The organism is Salinivibrio kushneri (genome assembly GCF_027286325.1).
In the GTDB taxonomy this organism is placed as follows: Bacteria; Pseudomonadota; Gammaproteobacteria; order Enterobacterales; family Vibrionaceae; genus Salinivibrio; species Salinivibrio kushneri_A.
The window spans coordinates 739,341-756,856 of record NZ_CP114588.1 but is presented as its reverse complement, the minus strand read 5'-3'; the positions used below and the strand labels follow the sequence as shown (position 1 = coordinate 756,856).

General features: G+C 50.9%; 19 protein-coding genes. 12 read left to right on the top strand and 7 right to left on the bottom strand.

Annotated elements, in window-relative coordinates; all coding sequences use genetic code 11:
- Positions 1-192: 192 nt before the first annotated feature.
- Positions 193-1,443, top strand: a complete 1,251-nt coding sequence (locus N8M53_RS03715; protein WP_077771043.1) for a uracil-xanthine permease family protein — start codon at positions 193-195, stop codon at positions 1,441-1,443.
- A gap of 73 nt (positions 1,444-1,516) precedes the next feature.
- On the opposite strand, the gene gltX is transcribed toward N8M53_RS03715, so the two are convergent.
- The 3 genes from gltX to zipA form a co-directional block, all read right to left on the bottom strand.
- Positions 1,517-2,941 carry a glutamate--tRNA ligase gene (gltX, locus tag N8M53_RS03710; protein WP_269579532.1) on the bottom strand — a complete coding sequence of 475 codons (1,425 nt, stop codon included), beginning with the start codon at positions 2,939-2,941 and terminating at the stop codon, positions 1,517-1,519.
- Between the two features lie 163 nt (positions 2,942-3,104).
- Positions 3,105-5,120: an NAD-dependent DNA ligase LigA gene (gene ligA / locus N8M53_RS03705; protein WP_269579531.1), complete on the bottom strand. Its 2,016-nt coding sequence runs from the start codon at positions 5,118-5,120 to the stop codon at positions 3,105-3,107.
- 111 nt (positions 5,121-5,231) lie between these two features.
- Positions 5,232-6,191, bottom strand: a complete 960-nt coding sequence (gene zipA / locus N8M53_RS03700; protein ID WP_269579530.1) for a cell division protein ZipA — start codon at positions 6,189-6,191, stop codon at positions 5,232-5,234.
- A gap of 309 nt (positions 6,192-6,500) precedes the next feature.
- Here zipA and cysZ point away from each other — a divergent pair, with 309 nt between their 5' ends.
- The 5 genes from cysZ to crr all read left to right on the top strand — a co-directional run bounded on the left by cysZ (position 6,501) and on the right by crr (position 11,311).
- Entirely contained in the window at positions 6,501-7,259 is a 759-nt protein-coding gene (gene cysZ, locus N8M53_RS03695) for a sulfate transporter CysZ (RefSeq protein ID WP_269579529.1), read from the top strand.
- A 181-nt stretch (positions 7,260-7,440) separates the two neighbouring features.
- Entirely contained in the window at positions 7,441-8,409 is a 969-nt protein-coding gene (gene cysK / locus N8M53_RS03690) for a cysteine synthase A (protein ID WP_269579528.1), read from the top strand.
- A 317-nt stretch (positions 8,410-8,726) separates the two neighbouring features.
- A complete protein-coding gene (gene ptsH, locus N8M53_RS03685; protein WP_269579527.1) occupies positions 8,727-8,984 on the top strand; it encodes a phosphocarrier protein Hpr in 258 nt (85 codons plus the stop codon).
- Between the two features lie 50 nt (positions 8,985-9,034).
- Entirely contained in the window at positions 9,035-10,762 is a 1,728-nt protein-coding gene (gene ptsI, locus N8M53_RS03680) for a phosphoenolpyruvate-protein phosphotransferase PtsI (RefSeq protein ID WP_269579526.1), read from the top strand.
- Between the two features lie 39 nt (positions 10,763-10,801).
- Complete coding sequence (gene crr / locus N8M53_RS03675) at positions 10,802-11,311, top strand: PTS glucose transporter subunit IIA (protein WP_069361104.1); 510 nt, start codon at positions 10,802-10,804, stop codon at positions 11,309-11,311.
- Between the two features lie 68 nt (positions 11,312-11,379).
- Here crr and N8M53_RS03670 read toward each other — a convergent pair whose 3' ends face one another.
- Positions 11,380-11,829: a DUF2919 family protein gene (locus N8M53_RS03670; RefSeq protein WP_269579525.1), complete on the bottom strand. Its 450-nt coding sequence runs from the start codon at positions 11,827-11,829 to the stop codon at positions 11,380-11,382.
- A 121-nt stretch (positions 11,830-11,950) separates the two neighbouring features.
- Here N8M53_RS03670 and N8M53_RS03665 point away from each other — a divergent pair, with 121 nt between their 5' ends.
- Positions 11,951-12,295 carry a DUF2956 domain-containing protein gene (locus N8M53_RS03665; protein WP_269579524.1) on the top strand — a complete coding sequence of 115 codons (345 nt, stop codon included), beginning with the start codon at positions 11,951-11,953 and terminating at the stop codon, positions 12,293-12,295.
- A 65-nt stretch (positions 12,296-12,360) separates the two neighbouring features.
- Positions 12,361-12,741 (top strand): DUF1499 domain-containing protein, encoded by a 381-nt coding sequence (locus N8M53_RS03660; protein WP_269579523.1) that lies wholly within the window; start codon positions 12,361-12,363, stop codon positions 12,739-12,741.
- Here the strand turns inward: N8M53_RS03660 and N8M53_RS03655 are convergent.
- Entirely contained in the window at positions 12,738-13,016 is a 279-nt protein-coding gene (locus tag N8M53_RS03655) for a winged helix-turn-helix domain-containing protein (protein WP_025740011.1), read from the bottom strand. The genes N8M53_RS03660 and N8M53_RS03655 overlap by 4 nt on opposite strands.
- 223 nt (positions 13,017-13,239) lie before the next feature.
- Here N8M53_RS03655 and N8M53_RS03650 point away from each other — a divergent pair, with 223 nt between their 5' ends.
- Genes N8M53_RS03650 through N8M53_RS03635 form a run of 4 tightly spaced genes read left to right on the top strand, consistent with a single transcriptional unit; the run spans position 13,240 to position 15,633 of the window.
- Positions 13,240-13,584 (top strand): ArsC family reductase, encoded by a 345-nt coding sequence (locus tag N8M53_RS03650; protein ID WP_269579522.1) that lies wholly within the window; start codon positions 13,240-13,242, stop codon positions 13,582-13,584.
- A 38-nt stretch (positions 13,585-13,622) separates the two neighbouring features.
- A complete protein-coding gene (dapE, locus tag N8M53_RS03645) occupies positions 13,623-14,756 on the top strand; it encodes a succinyl-diaminopimelate desuccinylase (protein ID WP_269579521.1) in 1,134 nt (377 codons plus the stop codon).
- The gene (locus N8M53_RS03640; protein WP_269579520.1) at positions 14,756-15,451 is read left to right on the top strand and encodes a M15 family metallopeptidase; all 696 of its coding nucleotides are present in this window, start codon (positions 14,756-14,758) and stop codon (positions 15,449-15,451) included. Before dapE ends, N8M53_RS03640 begins: the two co-directional genes overlap by 1 nt.
- Positions 15,439-15,633 (top strand): DUF2897 family protein, encoded by a 195-nt coding sequence (locus tag N8M53_RS03635; protein ID WP_269579519.1) that lies wholly within the window; start codon positions 15,439-15,441, stop codon positions 15,631-15,633. The genes N8M53_RS03640 and N8M53_RS03635 overlap by 13 nt, the downstream gene beginning before the upstream one ends.
- A 69-nt stretch (positions 15,634-15,702) precedes the next feature.
- On the opposite strand, the gene purC is transcribed toward N8M53_RS03635, so the two are convergent.
- Together purC and bamC are read right to left on the bottom strand one after the other, a co-directional pair.
- The gene (purC, locus tag N8M53_RS03630; protein ID WP_069361112.1) at positions 15,703-16,416 is read right to left on the bottom strand and encodes a phosphoribosylaminoimidazolesuccinocarboxamide synthase; all 714 of its coding nucleotides are present in this window, start codon (positions 16,414-16,416) and stop codon (positions 15,703-15,705) included.
- A 58-nt stretch (positions 16,417-16,474) separates the two neighbouring features.
- Positions 16,475-17,503, bottom strand: coding sequence for an outer membrane protein assembly factor BamC (gene bamC, locus N8M53_RS03625; RefSeq protein WP_269579518.1), 1,029 nt, complete (start codon positions 17,501-17,503; stop codon positions 16,475-16,477).
- Positions 17,504-17,516: the final 13 nt, after the last annotated feature.

Sequence of the window (17,516 nt, the reverse complement as noted above, 5' to 3'; positions counted from 1 at the left end):
AGTTATTGTCTCCTCGTCCACTGCCGGCGTCCCCCAAAAGCAGATATCGATAACGCACAAAGTCTGTTCCCGTCCCTTACGATGAAATCCGTTACATCATTTATTTGCTATCGATCTCACATTTAAAAACATGACAGGAATCACAGAAACGCTTTGTGCTAGCATTGCGCGATTTTTTTCGGAGGTGAGATCATGATGCAAGTTTTACAAGGGGCACAAATGCTGTTCGTCGCATTTGGAGCCTTGGTGTTAGTGCCGCTGTTAACCGGGCTCGATCCCAACGTCGCACTCTTTGGTGCCGGAATAGGTACCCTAATCTTTCAAGTTATTACCCGCCGCTCTGTTCCTATTTTTCTCGCCTCTTCTTTTGCCTTTATTGCTCCCATTCTGTACGGCGTTAACAATTTCGGTATTCCTGCCACCATGGGTGGGCTGATGGCCGCCGGGGTTATCTACCTCATCATGGGTGCCATTATTCGCGTGAAAGGCGTAGACATTATTCACAAATTGCTTCCTCCCGTGGTGGTAGGCCCTGTGATTATGGTGATTGGACTTGGCCTGGCGCCCACCGCCGTCAATATGGCGCTGGGTAAAAGTGGCGACGGCAGCGAGCAACTCATCGCCGGGGATATCGCTATCTGGATCGCTTTACTGTCACTGCTAACCACCATTGCGGTCAGTGTCTTTGCCAAGGGCTTTTTCAAACTGGTTCCAATTATGGCCGGTATTGCGGTTGGCTATGTGGCAAGCCTGGTGATGGGAATTGTCGATTTTACCCAGGTGGCCAATGCTAGCTGGTTGATGATGCCCGCCTTTACCTTGCCAGAATTTAACATCAACGCCATTTTATTTATGATCCCCGTGGCCATTGCGCCCGCGGTGGAACATGTGGGCGATATGCTGGCGATTTCTAATGTCACTCGTAAAGACTACCTGAAAAAGCCCGGTCTGCACCGCACCATGGCAGGTGACGGCGCGGCCACTATCGCGGCCTCCATGTTTGGCGCTCCACCGAATACGACTTACAGTGAAGTCACCGGCGCGGTGATGCTCACCAAAGCATTTAACCCTAAAATTATGACCTACGCGGCGATCACCGCCATTGTGCTGGCGTTTGTGGGTAAACTGGGAGCACTGCTACTGACCATTCCTTTACCGGTGATGGGCGGCATTATGATCCTATTATTTGGCTCTATCGCCACTGTGGGTCTTAATACCTTGATTCGCAATCAAGTAGACCTTCACGACTCGCGCAACCTCGCGATTGTCGGCGTCACCTTGGTCTTTGGGATCGGCGGGATGGCCTTTGGCATCGGCGATTTCAGCTTACAAGGCATTAGTTTATGTGGCTTGGTCGCCATCGTGCTTAACTTGGTGCTGCCTCGTCAAATGGGCGAAAACCACATCGTTGATAGCGCGCAGATGGAAGAAGAGTCGCATTAAGACAGGCGATGACAAACTAAAAAAGGGCGCCGCAGCGCCCTTTTTTGATTGTGCCGTGGTATGTCCACGCTCGTTAGCTTTGTGCAGCACGCGCTTCAACCACTTTGATGGCTTGTTCGATACGCGCCACCACGCGGTCTTTACCAATCAGGTGCATCACCGCATCCACCGAGGGTGATTGACCACCGCCAGTGACTGCAACACGCAATGGCATACCGACTTTACCCATACCAACATCGAGATCGGCACAGGTATCCGCGATCACGGCTTTTAGGGCGTCCACCGTCCACTCATCCAACGCTTCAATCTTGCCTTTGGCCACTTGCAGTGGCTCAAGCGCCACTGGACGCAGGTGCTTCTTGGCTGCAGTTGCCTCAATCTCATCAAAGTCTTGATAGAAATAACGGCTTTGCTCGGCCAGCTCAACCAAGGTGTCACAACGCTCGCCCACCAACTGGATCACATCAGTCAGAGCCGGCCCTGAGGACGCATCAATGCCTTGTTGATCAAGGTGCCACTGTAAGTGCGACGCAACCTCAGCTGGATCGCCATTTTTGATGTAATGGTTGTTCAGCCAACGCAATTTTTCCGTGTTAAAGGCAGAAGCTGACTTACTGATCGCTTCTAGGGAGAAGAAATCAATCATTTCTTCCATCGAGAAGATTTCTTGATCGCCGTGAGACCAGCCCAGACGCACTAAATAGTTACGCAGTGCTTGTGGCAAGAAACCTTGGTCGCGGTATTGCATGACGCTCACCGCACCATGACGTTTAGACAGCTTGGCACCATCATCGCCAAGGATCATCGAGCAGTGAGCAAACTCAGGGACAGGCGCACCCAGTGCTTCATAAATGTTAATCTGACGCGGGGTGTTGTTAATGTGGTCTTCCCCACGCACCACTTGGGTGATCCCCATATCCCAATCATCAACCACTACACAGAAGTTGTAGGTTGGGCTTCCGTCGGTACGGCGAATGATCAAGTCATCCAGTTCACTGTTCGCAATTTCAATCCGGCCGCGGATCTTATCGTCAAACACTACCTTGCCGTCTTTGGGGTTGCGGAAACGAATGACGTGTGGGTCGTCAGCGTTTGCTTGGCTGTTGGCCGTAATCACCTTGGGATGATTGGCATCGTAGCGTGCTTTTAAGCCATTCGCTTTTTGCTCTTCACGAATTTCTTCTAGCAGCTCTTTAGGGGCATAACACTTGTAGGCTTTGTCTTCTGCCAACAGCTGATCAACGAGCTCATTGTAGCGATCAAAGCGTTTCGTTTGGTAGTACGGCCCTTCATCCCAGTTTAAGCCAAGCCATTCCATGCCCTCTAAAATGGCATCAATCGCTTCTTGGGTTGAACGTTCGATATCTGTATCTTCAATACGCAATACAAATTGACCACCTTGGCTGCGTGCTGCAAGCCAAGAATAAAGTGCGGTACGCGCGCCACCAACATGCAAAAAGCCGGTTGGGCTGGGGGCAAAGCGGGTTTTAATCGTCATTAGGATCCCTATCCCAGTGCTGAGAATAATATGTAACGGTTAGTTTACCAGTACAGGTAAATTCCACAATCAGGCCATGTCCAGACACGGAACATGGCCATGTAAACTATCGCGCCTGTGCGCTTCGCTTACACGGCGAAGCGCACAGCGTGATGGGTACAAGCTACTGATTGAGCATGGCAATCATCTGATCTTCATCAAGCACAGTAACGCCCAAATCTTGCGCTTTGGTCAGTTTGGAGCCTGCCGCCTCTCCCGCCACTAACATGTCGGTTTTCGCCGAGACACTGCCGGTAACTTTTGCGCCCAACGCCTGTAGCGCCGCTTTGGCATCACTGCGAGACATTTGCGACAAAGTGCCCGTCAGGACAATGGTTTTACCGGCTAACGGTTGAGCATCTGGCTCAGAAGGAGCACTGATTTTCGGCCAGTGGATCCCCGTTGCCAGTAAGGCTTCTAGCACACTCTGGTTGTGCGGCTCGGCAAAGAAACGGACGATGTGACCCGCGACAATCGCACCGACATCCGGCACGTTAATAAGTGCATCTTCATCGGCTGCGCGCAACGCCTCAAGGGTGTGAAAATACAACGCGAGATTTTGCGCGGTTGCCTCACCTACCTCACGAATCCCCAACGCATAAATAAAGCGTGGCAAGGTGGTGGCTTTGGCTTTTTCCAATGCATCAACCAGGTTTTGGGCTGACTTTGGCCCCATTCTATCCAGCAGCGTCACCCGACCGGGGGTCAAGGTAAAGAGATCAGCAGGGGTTTCTATCAGCTCTTTTTCGATTAACTGCTCAACGATTTTATCGCCCAAGCCGTCAATATCCATGGCCTTACGTGACGCAAAGTGTTTGATTGCTTCTTTGCGCTGCGCCAGACAAATCAAACCACCGGTGCACCGTGCGACGGCTTCACCCTCAATACGCGTCACCGCTGAATCACAAACTGGGCATGCATGGGGAAACACGATTGGTTTTGCCTGCTCAGGACGTCGGCTTTCCACCACGCCGACAACCTGAGGGATCACGTCACCGGCACGGCGGATCACCACGGTGTCACCAATATGAACGCCTAATCGCTCGATTTCATCACCGTTGTGCAAGGTGGCGTTACTGACCGTCACTCCGCCCACGAACACAGGCTCAAGCTTGGCGACTGGCGTAATCGCCCCTGTGCGACCCACTTGAAACTCGACATCGTTTAGGGTGGTGATTTCTTCTTGTGCCGGGAATTTGTAAGCAATGGCCCAACGCGGCGCGCGCGCCACAAACCCTAACCGTTCTTGGCTGGCAATGCTGTCCACTTTGATGACGACGCCGTCGATTTCGTAGGGCAGCGCATCACGGCGCGCCATAATGTCTTGGTAGTAGGCTTTCACGCCCTCTAGCCCTTCCACCCGTTTCACTTCTGGACTGAGCGCTAAGCCCCATTTTTTGAGCTTTTGTAAGCGCTCACTTTGCCCTTGGCCGAAGGGAGTCGACATCACACCCACCGCATAGGCATAGAAACTCAATGGTCGGTTGGCGGCGACTTTAGGATCCAGTTGGCGTAGGCTGCCTGCTGCCGCATTACGCGGATTGGCAAAGGTTTTATCGCCTTTTTTAAGCGCAGCCTCGTTAAGTGCCTCAAAGCCCGCTTTCGGCATGAAGACTTCACCTCGCACTTCAAGCCGTGTTGGCCAATCCCCCTTCTGTAGCGTGAGGGGAACATTGCGAATGGTTTTGACGTTGTGGGTAATGTTCTCGCCCGTAGTGCCATCTCCTCGCGTCGCGGCTTGAACCAGCTCACCATTTTCGTAAATCAGGCTCACCGCTAACCCATCGAGTTTAGGTTCACAGGTGTAGGTCACGGCCTGCTCTGCGCCCAGCGATAGGCGCTCTTTCAAACGACGTTCGAAGGCATCCAAATCCGCCGGCTCAAAAGCATTATCGAGCGACAACATGGCAAGCTCATGGGTCACGGTTTCAAAGGCACTCAGTGGCGCGCCCCCGACTCGCTGACTCGGTGAGTCGCTAGTTACCCATTCAGGGTGTGCCGCCTCAATGGCTAATAAGTCTTGCATCAGGCGGTCGTACTCGGCGTCGGGCAGCTCTGGGCTATCTTCAACGTAATACCGGTAGGCGTGATAGTTAAGCTGGTGCTTTAAATCATCGAGTTGTTGTTTGCTGTAAGCCATGTTTGATTCGTCGTCTGAGCGGAGTCGGTTGCGGGCAAGTATATCGATAAATCACAGATAGCGGGAGCCATGTCCCGCTGTCTGCTTAAACCATAGTCGCGTGTGTGCAGGCTATTTGACCATGAAGACTTTGACGCGCTCGCGATATTCATCCAATCGTGACGGGGTCATCATGGTGCGTGCGTCATCCAGCACTAAGCCGCCCAATTCATCCGCGATTTGCTGGGCCGTTTGTAGCATGAGTTTGAAGTTTTGCTCAGGCTCACCGTAACACGGCAAGGTCATAAAAAAGCTAATGCCCGGTGTTTCAAAGCTTTCACTATGGCTGACATCGAAGGTACCGGGTTTGACCATATTCGCGACACTGAACAACACTTTCCCGCTACCAGACAAGTCAGAATGGCGGTGGTAAATGCCCATATCGCCAAAACGGAGGCCATACTGTTCCAGAGTGGGAATAAGCTCAAGCCCAGTGAAAACTTGGTTATTGTTCGCATGAACATGTAACACCAGTACTTCGGTATCATCGGTCGGGGCTTCATCCTGTTGCTGCTCGCCCGTGTCTTGCGACTCTGGTTGCAAAGGCGCATCGGCATCAACGGCTTCACTGGCGGGTGCGTGTGGCACTGGCTCGTCAGTCTCTTCGGCAGGTGAATATACAGGCGCTGGCTCATCGCTCTCTACATCCTCAGAACTCGACGTTGTGGTAGAGAAAGATGGCTCATCATCCGTCGCCGACATGGAGGGATATACCGACTCCTGCGGCTCAGAGGCCGTCTCAGTTTGGCCTGCAAATAAGGGATCCACATCAGGTTTCTCGCCAAAGCTCATGGCAGGCTCTTGGCGCGCAGGCTTGTCGCTCTCGCTTTTCGTGCGACTGACGACTCTGACTGCGCCAATACCATCTTGGTCAAACTTTTGATCGTCACTGTCATCATCCAGCTTTCCCAGCGGCTTTTCGCCAAACTTGGTCGTCTTTTCTTTCTTGTTTGTCCAGAGGCCATGCAAAAGCAAAGCTGCGATTGCTAGTGCTCCTAACACAATCAGTACAAGGCGCAATTCCTGCATCATCGATTCTCAAATCTATCTATGTTCAGCGTTTTGATTAGCTTATGTCACAACGCCAACCAGTTTGCAAAGGGTAGCGCGATCATAAGCGGGGCCTGTTGGCTGACGCAATGCGTTAATCGTCAACTTAGTTAACTGTATCAAAAGTTGGGGACAATTTAACGAATAGCGACACACAAATCGTTAAACTTTCCCATTATTAGGCCGTTGTCATCCCAGCGATTCCCCCCGTAATATAGCGCACATCGTTATTTTTGTATCAACCGCTTGCGTGCGGCTTGTTGTGACCAACATTGTTATCAAGGAGATATCATGGCGAATTATGCTCGCCCCCGCCCTCAAAGTGGCGCTGGCTACTTGTTCCAGGGTTTTTCATTGATGATGGCACCCGGCTTACGCCGCTTTGTGATCATTCCTATTTTGATCAATGTGTTGCTGCTGGGCGGCGCGTTCCTTTATCTATTATCACAGTTTGGTGACTGGATAGACCATTGGATGGCTAGCCTACCCGAATGGCTCTCTTGGCTTTCATTTCTCATATGGCCTTTAGTCGTGGTGGCGATCTTTGTGGTGTTCTCCTACGTGTTTAGCACACTGGCTAACTGGATAGCGGCACCGTTCAATGGCCTGTTGGCCGAACATGTGGAGGCAAAGCTGTCAGGAACGCGGGCACCTGATGATGGCTTGGCTGGCATTATTAAAGATATCCCGCGGGTGATGAAACGAGAATGGCAAAAGCTCGCTTACTACATCCCCAGAGCACTCGGCTTTTTATTGCTGCTGTGGATACCCGCGATCGGACAAACCGTGGGGCCTGTGATCTGGTTTTTGTTTAGCGCGTGGATGATGGCGATTCAATACTGTGATTACCCGTTCGATAATCACAAGGTGTCGTTTCCCGCCATGCGCCAGACCTTAAACCAACAGCGGGGCGCATCGCTAAGCTTTGGCGCAATAGTCATGTTATTTACCATGACACCCTTGCTTAACCTGCTGGTGATGCCTGCGGCAGTATGCGGCGCAACCGCCATGTGGGTGGATAAGCACAAGGCCTCGTTGGGGCGGAATTAGCCTGTTTAGCCGGTAATGTTCTACGCTAAAGCTCACATCGACGATGTGGGCTTTTTTCGGTTAACCAATCAGTTATTGGTTAATGTCACAATAAGATATAACCAACCGATCCTTTCAAAACCATGCAGCAGAGATATGCTTGGAGTGTTATTAAAAATCGGTGTCATGAAGGAACGATACAATGGGCAAGATTTACGAAGATAATACACAAACCATCGGAAACACACCGCTAGTTCGCCTAAACCGCGTGGCAAAACCAAACGTGTTGGCCAAAGTTGAGGCACGCAACCCAAGCTTCAGCGTTAAGTGCCGTATCGGTGCCAATATGATCTGGGATGCGGAGAAAAAAGGCACCCTCAAACCCGGTATCGAATTGATTGAGCCAACCAGTGGTAACACGGGGATCGCGCTCGCCTATGTCGCGGCGGCACGTGGTTATAAGCTGACCCTAACCATGCCGGAGTCAATGAGCCTTGAGCGCCGTAAGCTGCTTAAAGCCATGGGCGCGAAGCTGGTGCTCACCGAAGCGCCAAAAGGCATGAAAGGGGCGATTGCCAAAGCCGAAGAAATCATGGCGGCAGAGCCAGGTAAATACCTGATGTTGCAACAGTTCGATAACCCAGCCAACCCTGAAATCCACGAAAAGACCACAGGGCCTGAAATCTGGGAAGACACTGACGGTGAAATCGATGTATTTGTTGCCGGTGTGGGCACAGGTGGCACGCTAACCGGTGTCAGCCGCTACATCAAAAACACCAAAGGCAAAGCGATCACCACAGTGGCGGTCGAACCTGCCGAGTCACCAGTGATTGCGCAAACTATCGCGGGTCAAGACGTGCAGCCTGCCCCTCACAAAATCCAAGGTATTGGCGCGGGTTTTGTGCCGAAGAACTTGGATGTGAAGCTCGTTGACCAAGTGGTCTCTGTCAGCTCAGACGAAGCCATTGCGATGGCTCGCCGCCTGATGGAAGAAGAAGGCATCTTGGGCGGGATTTCTTCAGGTGCAGCTGTGGTTGCAGCCAACAAAATTGCCGAACTTCCCGAGTTTGCAAATAAGAAGATTGTCACAATTTTGCCAAGTGCAGCAGAGCGTTATCTCAGCTCGCCACTGTTTGCGGGGATGTTCACTGAGCTGGAAACCGAGCAGTAACAGCAGGTTAGCCAACCAGCCTCCACACCCCCCTATTCGCAAAGGCCCAAATCGGGCCTTTTTTGTTTGATTTTTATATTAAGCTTTAGTAAAACACATCTGCCTTTTTATTTTCCGCATCAAAATAAAAGCCCTCGCGCCTAATGAGTGGAAGGTCAAAAATGGCAAAAAGATGACACGAAATTGACATGGATTAAGCTATCAGGTCGATTTCTTGGTTAGGTTAGCGTCAACGGATAGCGAAGTCGCCCGTTAGCGGTTAAGCTAACCTTATATTTAATACATAGATTTAAAAAAATACAGAAACGGGGTGAATCATGTATCAGAAGCAAGTTGAGATTACTGCAGAAAACGGCCTACACACTCGCCCAGCGGCGCAGTTCGTAAAAGAAGCGAAAAGCTACGACGCTGAGATCACCGTTGAGTCTAACGGTAAGAGCGCGAGCGCAAAAAGCCTATTTAAACTTCAAACCCTTGGCTTGACCAAAGGCACTAAGGTGACTATCTCTGCTGAAGGTGCGCAAGCACAACAGGCCGTTGATCACCTAGTAAAACTGATGGACGAGCTGGAGTAATCCGGCTCTTTTTCTATCGGTTTTAAGTTGGATAAACGTAAGGTAAAGCTATGATTTCAGGCATCCTGGCATCACCTGGTATTGCTTTTGGTAAAGCACTGCTGCTGCAAGAAGAAGACGTTGTCATCAATAAAGATAAGATTGATGCGTCTCAAATCGACAAAGAAATTCAGCGCGTATTGGATGCTCGCGAACAGTCTAAGACGCAACTTGAAGCGATCAAAGACAAAGCAAGGGAGACCTTTGGCGAAGAGAAAGAAGCTATCTTCGAAGGTCACATCATGCTGCTTGAAGATGAAGAGCTCGAAGAAGAGATCGTCAGCTTCATTAAGTCAAACCTAGCAACCGCTGATCACGCAATCTACAGCGTTATCGAAGAACAAGCTGTCACGCTTGAGTCACTCGACGACGATTATCTGAAAGAGCGTGCCTCAGATATCCGTGATATCGGTTCACGCTTCGTCAAAAACGCACTTGGCATCAATATGGTGTCGTTGAGCGCTATTAACGAAGAAGTGATCCTGGTTGCAAACGACCTGACGCCTTCAGAAACAGCACAGGTTGACCTGAATTATGTGCTTGGTTTTATTACCGACATTGGTGGTCGCACTTCACACTCTTCAATCATGGCGCGCTCGCTTGAGTTACCAGCGATTGTGGGAACCAATGATGCGACCAGCAAAGTAAAAAATGGCGACATGCTGGTGCTTGATGCGATTAACAACCAAATCGTTGTCAACCCATCAGATGAAGAGCTCAGCAAATTCAAAGCGATTCGTGACCAACACATCGCCGAGAAAGCTGAACTGGCGAAGCTTAAAGATCTTCCGGCCATCACGCTTGACGGTCATCAAGTCGAAGTGTGCGGTAACGTGGGCACCGTCAAAGACTGTGACGGCGTAAACCGCAATGGCGGTGAAGGTGTGGGCCTTTATCGCACCGAGTTCCTGTTTATGGATCGCGACGCGCTTCCTACCGAAGAAGAGCAATACCAAGCTTACAAAGCGGTAGCGAAAGCCATTGATGGTCACCCAGTGATCATCCGCACCATGGATATCGGCGGTGACAAAGATCTGCCTTATATGGACTTGCCTGAAGAAATGAACCCATTCTTGGGTTGGCGTGCGGTTCGTATCAGCCTTGATCGTCGCGAAATTCTCCGCGATCAGCTGCGTGCCATTCTTCGTGCTTCGGCGCACGGTAAAATCCGTGTGATGTTCCCGATGATCATTTCTGTGGAAGAAATCCGTGAGCTGAAAGAAGCCATCGAGACCTATAAAGCAGAGCTGCGCCAAGAAGGTCACGATTTCGACGCCGAGCTTGAAATCGGTGTTATGGTTGAGACACCAGCCGCGGCTGCGATCGCTCACCATCTCGCGAAAGAAGTGGAATTTTTCAGCATTGGTACCAACGACTTGACCCAGTATACCCTAGCGGTCGATCGTGGTAACGAGTTGATTTCGCACCTGTACAACCCACTGTCTCCGGCTGTATTGACGGTTATCAAGCAAGTGATTGATGCCTCACATGCAGAAGGTAAATGGACGGGAATGTGCGGAGAGCTTGCAGGTGACGAGAAAGCAACGTTACTATTGATGGGGATGGGTTTGGATGAGTTTAGTATGAGCGCCATCTCTATCCCTCGCATCAAGAAGATTATCCGTAATGCCAACTTTGCTGATGTGAAAGCGATGGCCGACAAAGCACTCACTTTGCCAACTGCGGCAGAAATCGAGGCCTATGTCGAAAAATTTATTGCGGAAAAAACCGCTTGCTAATATACAATCAGCAAAGAATTACTGCTTAGGAGCAACACTATGGGTCTGTTCGACAAACTGAAGAAGTTGGTGTCTGAAGACGGCAACGACGCAAGTGCCATTGAAATTATCGCCCCATTGTCGGGTGAGATCGTCAACATCGAAGACGTGCCTGACGTTGTGTTTGCTGAGAAAATCGTCGGTGATGGTGTTGCGATTAAACCATCAGGCGACAAGATGGTTGCGCCAGTTAACGGCACTATCGGTAAGATTTTCGAAACCAACCACGCTTTTTCAATTGAGTCAGATGACGGCGTTGAGCTGTTCGTACACTTTGGTATCGACACCGTCGAACTAAAAGGCGAAGGCTTTAAGCGCATTGCGGAAGAAGGTCAAACGGTGAAAGCCGGTGACACCGTGATCGAGTTTGATTTGGGCATGCTCGAAGAGAAAGCCAAATCAACGCTGACGCCGGTTGTTATCTCTAACATGGACGAAATCAAAGAGCTGACTAAGCTTTCTGGTGCTGTCACTGTGGGTGAAACATCTGTATTGCGCGTCACTAAGTAATTCGGTTTTCTTAGTGAGGAAAAACGCAGCTTCGTGCTGCGTTTTTTTATGCCCGCTAGATGCATGGCCTATGTGAACTGATAAAAAAAGTGCTTTACGCGCTGGCTTCTCAGCCAATAAAGGCTCGCCCACACTAACCAAAGCCCGTGCAAGGCAAGCAACCAATCAAACCGCCCACCCGTCATCATGAGCGTATGCGCCACTTGATAGGCTTCCCACGTCCACAACAGCCACACCCACCAATAACCTAAGTGCCAATGCTGTGTTAGCCATTCAGGCGCCTTGTCGCAGTTCCCCACTAACAGTAATAGCCCAAGCGGCACCAGGCCAATCCCTAAGCTGAGATAAAACGCAGAGGTGTCCGGATAGACCAGTGCAAGCAGCTCGCTGCCCTGCTCTCGGCTGACACCGGCCATCGCCAGTAGCCACCATGCGCGACTTAACAGTAGCAGGCACAGTACGGCGATCTGGGGTGCCTTGATATACCCTTTGTCGTCGAAATGATGAAACGTGTCCATAAAATTTTTGATTGAGAAGTCACGCATTTACCATGGCGACATGCGATAAAAACTGCAAGCGCAAAAGCAAAATTTGTTATTCTTGGGTGGAGTCATTTTTTCAGCGTTAGATGGAGCCTTCATGGCCAAAGCAAAAACAACGATTTCGCCAGAGACGCAACAAGACGCCATGCGTGTAGCCAAAGCCACACAAAAGCCTGGACAAACCAAGGCTCAGACGAAACTGATCGCGCAAGGGATTGAGAAAGGGATTGCGCAGTATAAAAAAGAACAAAAAGCAAAGGCGCGCGCACAGGATAAAGCACGTAAAAAGCAGCAAAAGCCAACACCGGCGGTCGAACATCCCAGCGAGCCTGCGCCTTCATCTCAGCCTACTGCACAGGATAAAGGGCACAGCCGTTTACCTTGGCTTTTACTCGTCGTAAGCTGGATAGGGTTTATTGGTTACACGCTCGTGGGGGCATAATGGGAAAAAATCTGCTCGGCCTCATTGTACTTTTTACACTGTTCGGCTGCTCGAAAGGAGGCCCCATGGCAAAACAACCGCCTGTCACTGCCTGTGGTGACAGCCCTAATTGTGTTTCAACAGAAGATAGGCGCGCGAAGTATCAGTTAGCGCCCTTGTCATTGGCTAGCACCGATATTGCCTTTACCACCATCGTCGAAAAGATTGCCGCCATGCCACGTGCAGAAGTGGTTTCAGCCCAGGACAACTACGCACACTTACGCTTCACCACTCGGGTGCTGCGCTTTGTCGATGATGTTGAAGTCTCACTCAGTGATAACCAGCTCGCGCTTCGCTCTGCTTCTCGTATTGGCTATTACGACTTTGGCGCAAACCGTCGGCGTGCTGATGCCATTCGACGTACACTGGTCGAGGCGAAACTGGTCCGTCCTTCAGGCGATCACTAATTGATATACGAACGAATGTCTCGCTTTTTATCCTCGACCCAATCGCGACGAAACGGGCCCCAGTCTTTTAGCTGGTAATAACCATCGTTATGGCGCTTGCCATCTTGGATAAATGTCATATCAATGCCTAGCCCTGACAACGATTTGAGCACATCCTGGATAGTGCGGCGCGGCCAGCCTGTCGCTTCAATTAAACGCGGCACGTTTGGGCGTTCCATTTCTTCTACTAATGCGGCGAGATACAAGCGCCGAGCGAATACCGGGTTGAGTTCCATACGAACCTCCAACAATTACGAATGATCCCATTATTCATGGCGCCTGCTAAGAGGTTTTGCGTTTGATCAAAACGCCATCAAATCGACGTGCTGCAGGCGCATTTACCCACACATTTCACACGGTTTGAGCCATTGCATGACGTACATACCTACCGCGCCAAGTGTTGCGTTCATTAGCCAGCAGTGTCACTCTTAAACCTTTGCCAACAAGCACGATAAGACCATGACAACTGTATTCGGGATTAAAAACTGTGACACCCTAAAAAAAGCTTTAAAGTGGTTGGATAACCAAGGCATCGACTACCAGTATCACGACTACCGAAAAGATGGCTTAGACGCACAAATGCTGCAGACTTTTGTCGCTGAGCTCGGCTGGGAAGCATTAATCAACAAACGTGGCACCACCTACCGCCAATTGAGTGATGAGCAAAAAGCCAATTTAGACCAAGCCAGCGCAGTTGCGATCATGCTCGATAACCCTGCGATCATTAAACGCCCATTGCTCGTACACAAAGGTAGCTATTATCTCGGCTTCAAAGAGAATCAATACGCTGATATTTTCGCGTAATGTGATAGCCGATTCATTTTTGTTGTAAGGACCCCCCGATGACTGACTCTGCCACGCTGGCTTTAGCAAAAGATCTGATAAACCGAGAATCGGTCACGCCGGAAGATGCCGGCTGTCAAGATCAAATGATTGCGCGATTAGAAGCCTTGGGCTTCACCATTGAGACCATGGTATTCGAAGATACCACCAACCTTTGGGCCAGACGGGGCACTGACGGCCCTTTGTTCGCCTTTGCCGGCCACACCGACGTGGTTCCCTCTGGTCCGCGTGAGCAATGGCACACACCACCGTTTGAAGCGACGGTGATTGATGACCATCTCCATGGACGTGGTGCTGCTGACATGAAAGGCTCACTGGCTGCTATGGTCGTGGCTGTTGAGCGTTTTATTGCCGAGCACCCTGATCATTCAGGCTCGCTCGCGTTCTTAATTACCTCAGACGAAGAAGGCCCGTTTATCAATGGCACCACCCGTGTGGTTGATACGCTAATGGCGCGCGGTGAAAAGATTGACATGTGTATTGTGGGTGAGCCGTCCAGCACCCATCATGTCGGTGATGTGGTTAAAAATGGCCGTCGCGGATCCATCACTGGGGATCTCTACGTCAAAGGCACTCAAGGCCATGTCGCCTACCCCCACCTTGCCACCAACCCGGTGCATCAGACGATGCCAGCGCTCACCGAGCTCGTGCAAACACTCTGGGACAAAGGCAATGCCTTTTTCCCGCCCACAAGCTTCCAAATCCCCAATATCGAGGCAGGCACGGGGGCATCCAATGTCATCCCTGGGGAGTGTCACGCACAGTTTAACTTCCGTTTTAGTACGGAACTGGACAGTGAAACCATCAAAAAACGGGTTTACTCGATTTTAGACGCTCACGGGCTCGACTACACGCTGGAGTGGACGCACAGTGGCGACCCTTTCTTGACCGATAAAGGTACGTTACTGGACGCTGTGGTGGCTGCGGTGGAAGAGGTGAACCATCAAACACCGGAACTGCTGACTACTGGTGGAACCTCTGACGGTCGTTTTATTGCGCAAATGGGGGCGCAAGTGATCGAACTCGGCCCGGTCAATGCAACCATCCACAAGGTAAATGAGTGCGTGAGCATCCCGGATTTAGAAAAGCTGACTGACATGTATCAAAAGGTCTTGGAGAAGGCACTACCTTGATGCCGACACCCGCACAGCTCACAGGGCAAGACGCCTCAGCGCTCACACCGATTAACAGTCGGCCTAATGCGCCCTGCCTGCACCAAGCGGTTTTAGCCGACTTTGCCGCGCTACAACAGGCGGCATCGCAAGCGGGGTTCACGCTCATGATAGCCAGCGGCTATCGCTCGTTTGCACGTCAGTTAGCCATTTGGAACGGTAAATTTAATGGCGAAAAACCGGTGTTAGACGCTGAGAGTCGTCCGTTAGATGTGTCACCACTGTCCGAGGAAGCGCGGGTCAAAGCGATACTGCGCTGGTCAGCCTTGCCAGGGGCAAGCCGCCACCATTGGGGCACAGACTTAGACGTGTATGACAAGCGTGCACTGGGGCCGGATCAAACGTTGGCGTTAACGCCGCCGGAATATGATGATGGCCCTCAAGCCGAGTTTTCTCAGTGGCTCAAGGTGCATGCCCCCAAATGGGGATTCTTCCTTCCTTATGCAGAAGATAAAGGTGGGGTTGCGAGAGAGCCTTGGCATATCAGCCATATCGCCACCAGCGCCGCTCTCTTGTCAGCATTTAGCCAAGACATGCTTGCCAGCGCGATCGGCAATGCGCCTATTTGTGGTAAAGAGACTATTCTTGACCAGTTGGATTGGATATATTCAACCTATGTCACCAATCTGTGCGAGGTGGAACAATGGAATGGCTAACCAACCCTTACGTCATTATTGCCATCGTAGTGGCTGTAGTGGTCAGCAATATCATGGCGCTCAAATATACCGCCAACGCAAAATTTGGCCTTAAGTATAAAGACAAGCCAGATAAAACCACGTCATCCAAGGAAAATGATGCGGATAGCGAACCATCGCAGTCTGATGAGCACAAAGACTAAAATAGCGCCACGTTAATGGCGCTATTTTTCTCACCAAAAAAGCAAACGTTTGCTTTTTAAAACCAAAAATTACAAGGTAAGGCCGATACGCTTTGCCACCTCGATGTAAGCATCCACGACACCACCGAGCCCCTGGCGGAAACGGTCTTTATCCAGTTTTTCACGGGTATTGGCATCCCATAACCGGCAACCGTCGGGACTAAATTCATCCCCCAGAACAATATTGCCCTGATGATCAACACCAAACTCAAGTTTGTAATCAACCAACAATAAATCACCGTCGGCAAACAACGCTTTGAGAACATCATTCACCTTATAGGTCAGTGATTTCATCGTCGCCAGTTGTGCTTGTGTGGCGTAGCCCAAAGACTCACACAGGGATTCATTGACCATAGGGTCGTGCAGCGCGTCGTTTTTTAAAAACAATTCAAAGGTCGGTGGCGTCAGTGCCGTCCCTTCTTCGACGCCGAGACGACGACAAAGCGATCCAGCAGCGATGTTGCGCACCACGCACTCTACAGGGATCATATCTAGCTTTTTCACCACGCACTCGGTATCCGACAACAGTTGGTCCATTTGGGTGGGAATACCTGCTTGCTCAAGCTTTTGCATGATGAAGTGATTAAATTTGTTATTCACTTCGCCTTTTCGCTCAAGCTGTTCAACACGCTCGCCATCAAAGGCCGATGTATCATTGCGAAAGTGCAGAACAAAGCGGTGCTCATCCTCTGTGGCATAGACAGATTTTGCCTTACCGCGATACAACTCAGCACGTTTTTCCATTACCTATACTCTCCATTAGGCGCTAAAAGTAAGGGACGCTCACGGCGTCCCTATAAAATTACTCTGATACTTGGCTCACTTGTGCAATGACCGCTTTTAGCGCTGGGCTCAGCGCTTCTAACGTCGCCTCATCGACAGGTTTACCATCGCTGTTGGTAACGTTAAGTGACGTGCGGTTGCCGAGATCGCCCAGCAACAAGGTATAGCTGTTGTCCGGGAACGAAATCGGATCAACGCCAAGGGATTGCCAACGCTCATCACTTGGCGCGACGTGACGGGTTTTCACCGTGCCCTGCGACTGGTTACGACTTTCTACCGTGAACCCTAAAGGCTTGATGATAGCAGGCAGCTTTTCCCACACCACGTCATAGGGTGCACGAGCAATGATCACCGGCAGACCGCTGCGGTCAGTGCCAAAGCTAATCGGAATATCAGACTGGCGCTGCTCAGCCAAACGGCGCGCTTCGGCACGCAAGGCCGCATCGTGACTCACCGTGATAAGGTTGGTCATCAAGGTGTTGTAGCGCTCTCGCAATGCAGGCGTGAGTGGCTCATCGCTGGCTTTCGCACGCGAGTCAATCATATTCACCCCTAACGCAAAGCGGCGACCTTGCTCAAGACGCGATAGACGAAAACGTGCTTGGTGAGCACTGTCCTCTTTCTCCCAAGCGATCCAACCGGTTTCAACTTGGTCTGCGGTTTGCGACGCCACTGGAATCGTCTGCTCGCTGACCAAACGCTCTACCGTTTGCCACACTTTATCGAGTTGTTTTTCGTTAGCAACGGCAAGGGTGACGCCGCGGCTATCACGTTGTATTCGTGCGCCAGGGATCAGATCCAGCACTTGGCGCGGCGGGCGAATATCAACATCTTTGCCCACTTCCCCTTTAAACTCTTGCGAAGGAATTTGATAGTTGGTGGAGAAATATGGCGCTTGATCCGGCAAGGTTTGCCATGGCGACAACGGGGTTGTTTGCAAATAGCCAAAGTCATCTTTGGCTTGACGACGCTGCTCGACGCCACCACTGCAGGCCACCACACTGGTGGCCATGATGGCACATAGGCCGAGCTTAAATACTGGTTTCATTGACACTCCAACG

What these genes read in the sequence shown, in the direction of transcription:
- N8M53_RS03670 (WP_269579525.1), bottom strand. Translation starts at nt 11,829, where the DNA reads ATGGACACGTTTCATCATTTCGACGACAAAGGGTATATCAAGGCACCC.
- N8M53_RS03640 (WP_269579520.1), top strand. Translation starts at nt 14,756, where the DNA reads ATGCCGACACCCGCACAGCTCACAGGGCAAGACGCCTCAGCGCTCACA.
- purC (WP_069361112.1), bottom strand. Translation starts at nt 16,416, where the DNA reads ATGGAAAAACGTGCTGAGTTGTATCGCGGTAAGGCAAAATCTGTCTAT.
- crr (WP_069361104.1), top strand. Translation starts at nt 10,802, where the DNA reads ATGGGTCTGTTCGACAAACTGAAGAAGTTGGTGTCTGAAGACGGCAAC.
- zipA (WP_269579530.1), bottom strand. Translation starts at nt 6,191, where the DNA reads ATGATGCAGGAATTGCGCCTTGTACTGATTGTGTTAGGAGCACTAGCA.
- N8M53_RS03660 (WP_269579523.1), top strand. Translation starts at nt 12,361, where the DNA reads ATGGCAAAACAACCGCCTGTCACTGCCTGTGGTGACAGCCCTAATTGT.
- N8M53_RS03650 (WP_269579522.1), top strand. Translation starts at nt 13,240, where the DNA reads ATGACAACTGTATTCGGGATTAAAAACTGTGACACCCTAAAAAAAGCT.
- ptsH (WP_269579527.1), top strand. Translation starts at nt 8,727, where the DNA reads ATGTATCAGAAGCAAGTTGAGATTACTGCAGAAAACGGCCTACACACT.
- cysK (WP_269579528.1), top strand. Translation starts at nt 7,441, where the DNA reads ATGGGCAAGATTTACGAAGATAATACACAAACCATCGGAAACACACCG.
- N8M53_RS03655 (WP_025740011.1), bottom strand. Translation starts at nt 13,016, where the DNA reads ATGGAACTCAACCCGGTATTCGCTCGGCGCTTGTATCTCGCCGCATTA.
- dapE (WP_269579521.1), top strand. Translation starts at nt 13,623, where the DNA reads ATGACTGACTCTGCCACGCTGGCTTTAGCAAAAGATCTGATAAACCGA.
- bamC (WP_269579518.1), bottom strand. Translation starts at nt 17,503, where the DNA reads ATGAAACCAGTATTTAAGCTCGGCCTATGTGCCATCATGGCCACCAGT.
- N8M53_RS03715 (WP_077771043.1), top strand. Translation starts at nt 193, where the DNA reads ATGATGCAAGTTTTACAAGGGGCACAAATGCTGTTCGTCGCATTTGGA.
- ptsI (WP_269579526.1), top strand. Translation starts at nt 9,035, where the DNA reads ATGATTTCAGGCATCCTGGCATCACCTGGTATTGCTTTTGGTAAAGCA.
- ligA (WP_269579531.1), bottom strand. Translation starts at nt 5,120, where the DNA reads ATGGCTTACAGCAAACAACAACTCGATGATTTAAAGCACCAGCTTAAC.
- cysZ (WP_269579529.1), top strand. Translation starts at nt 6,501, where the DNA reads ATGGCGAATTATGCTCGCCCCCGCCCTCAAAGTGGCGCTGGCTACTTG.
- N8M53_RS03665 (WP_269579524.1), top strand. Translation starts at nt 11,951, where the DNA reads ATGGCCAAAGCAAAAACAACGATTTCGCCAGAGACGCAACAAGACGCC.
- N8M53_RS03635 (WP_269579519.1), top strand. Translation starts at nt 15,439, where the DNA reads ATGGAATGGCTAACCAACCCTTACGTCATTATTGCCATCGTAGTGGCT.
- gltX (WP_269579532.1), bottom strand. Translation starts at nt 2,941, where the DNA reads ATGACGATTAAAACCCGCTTTGCCCCCAGCCCAACCGGCTTTTTGCAT.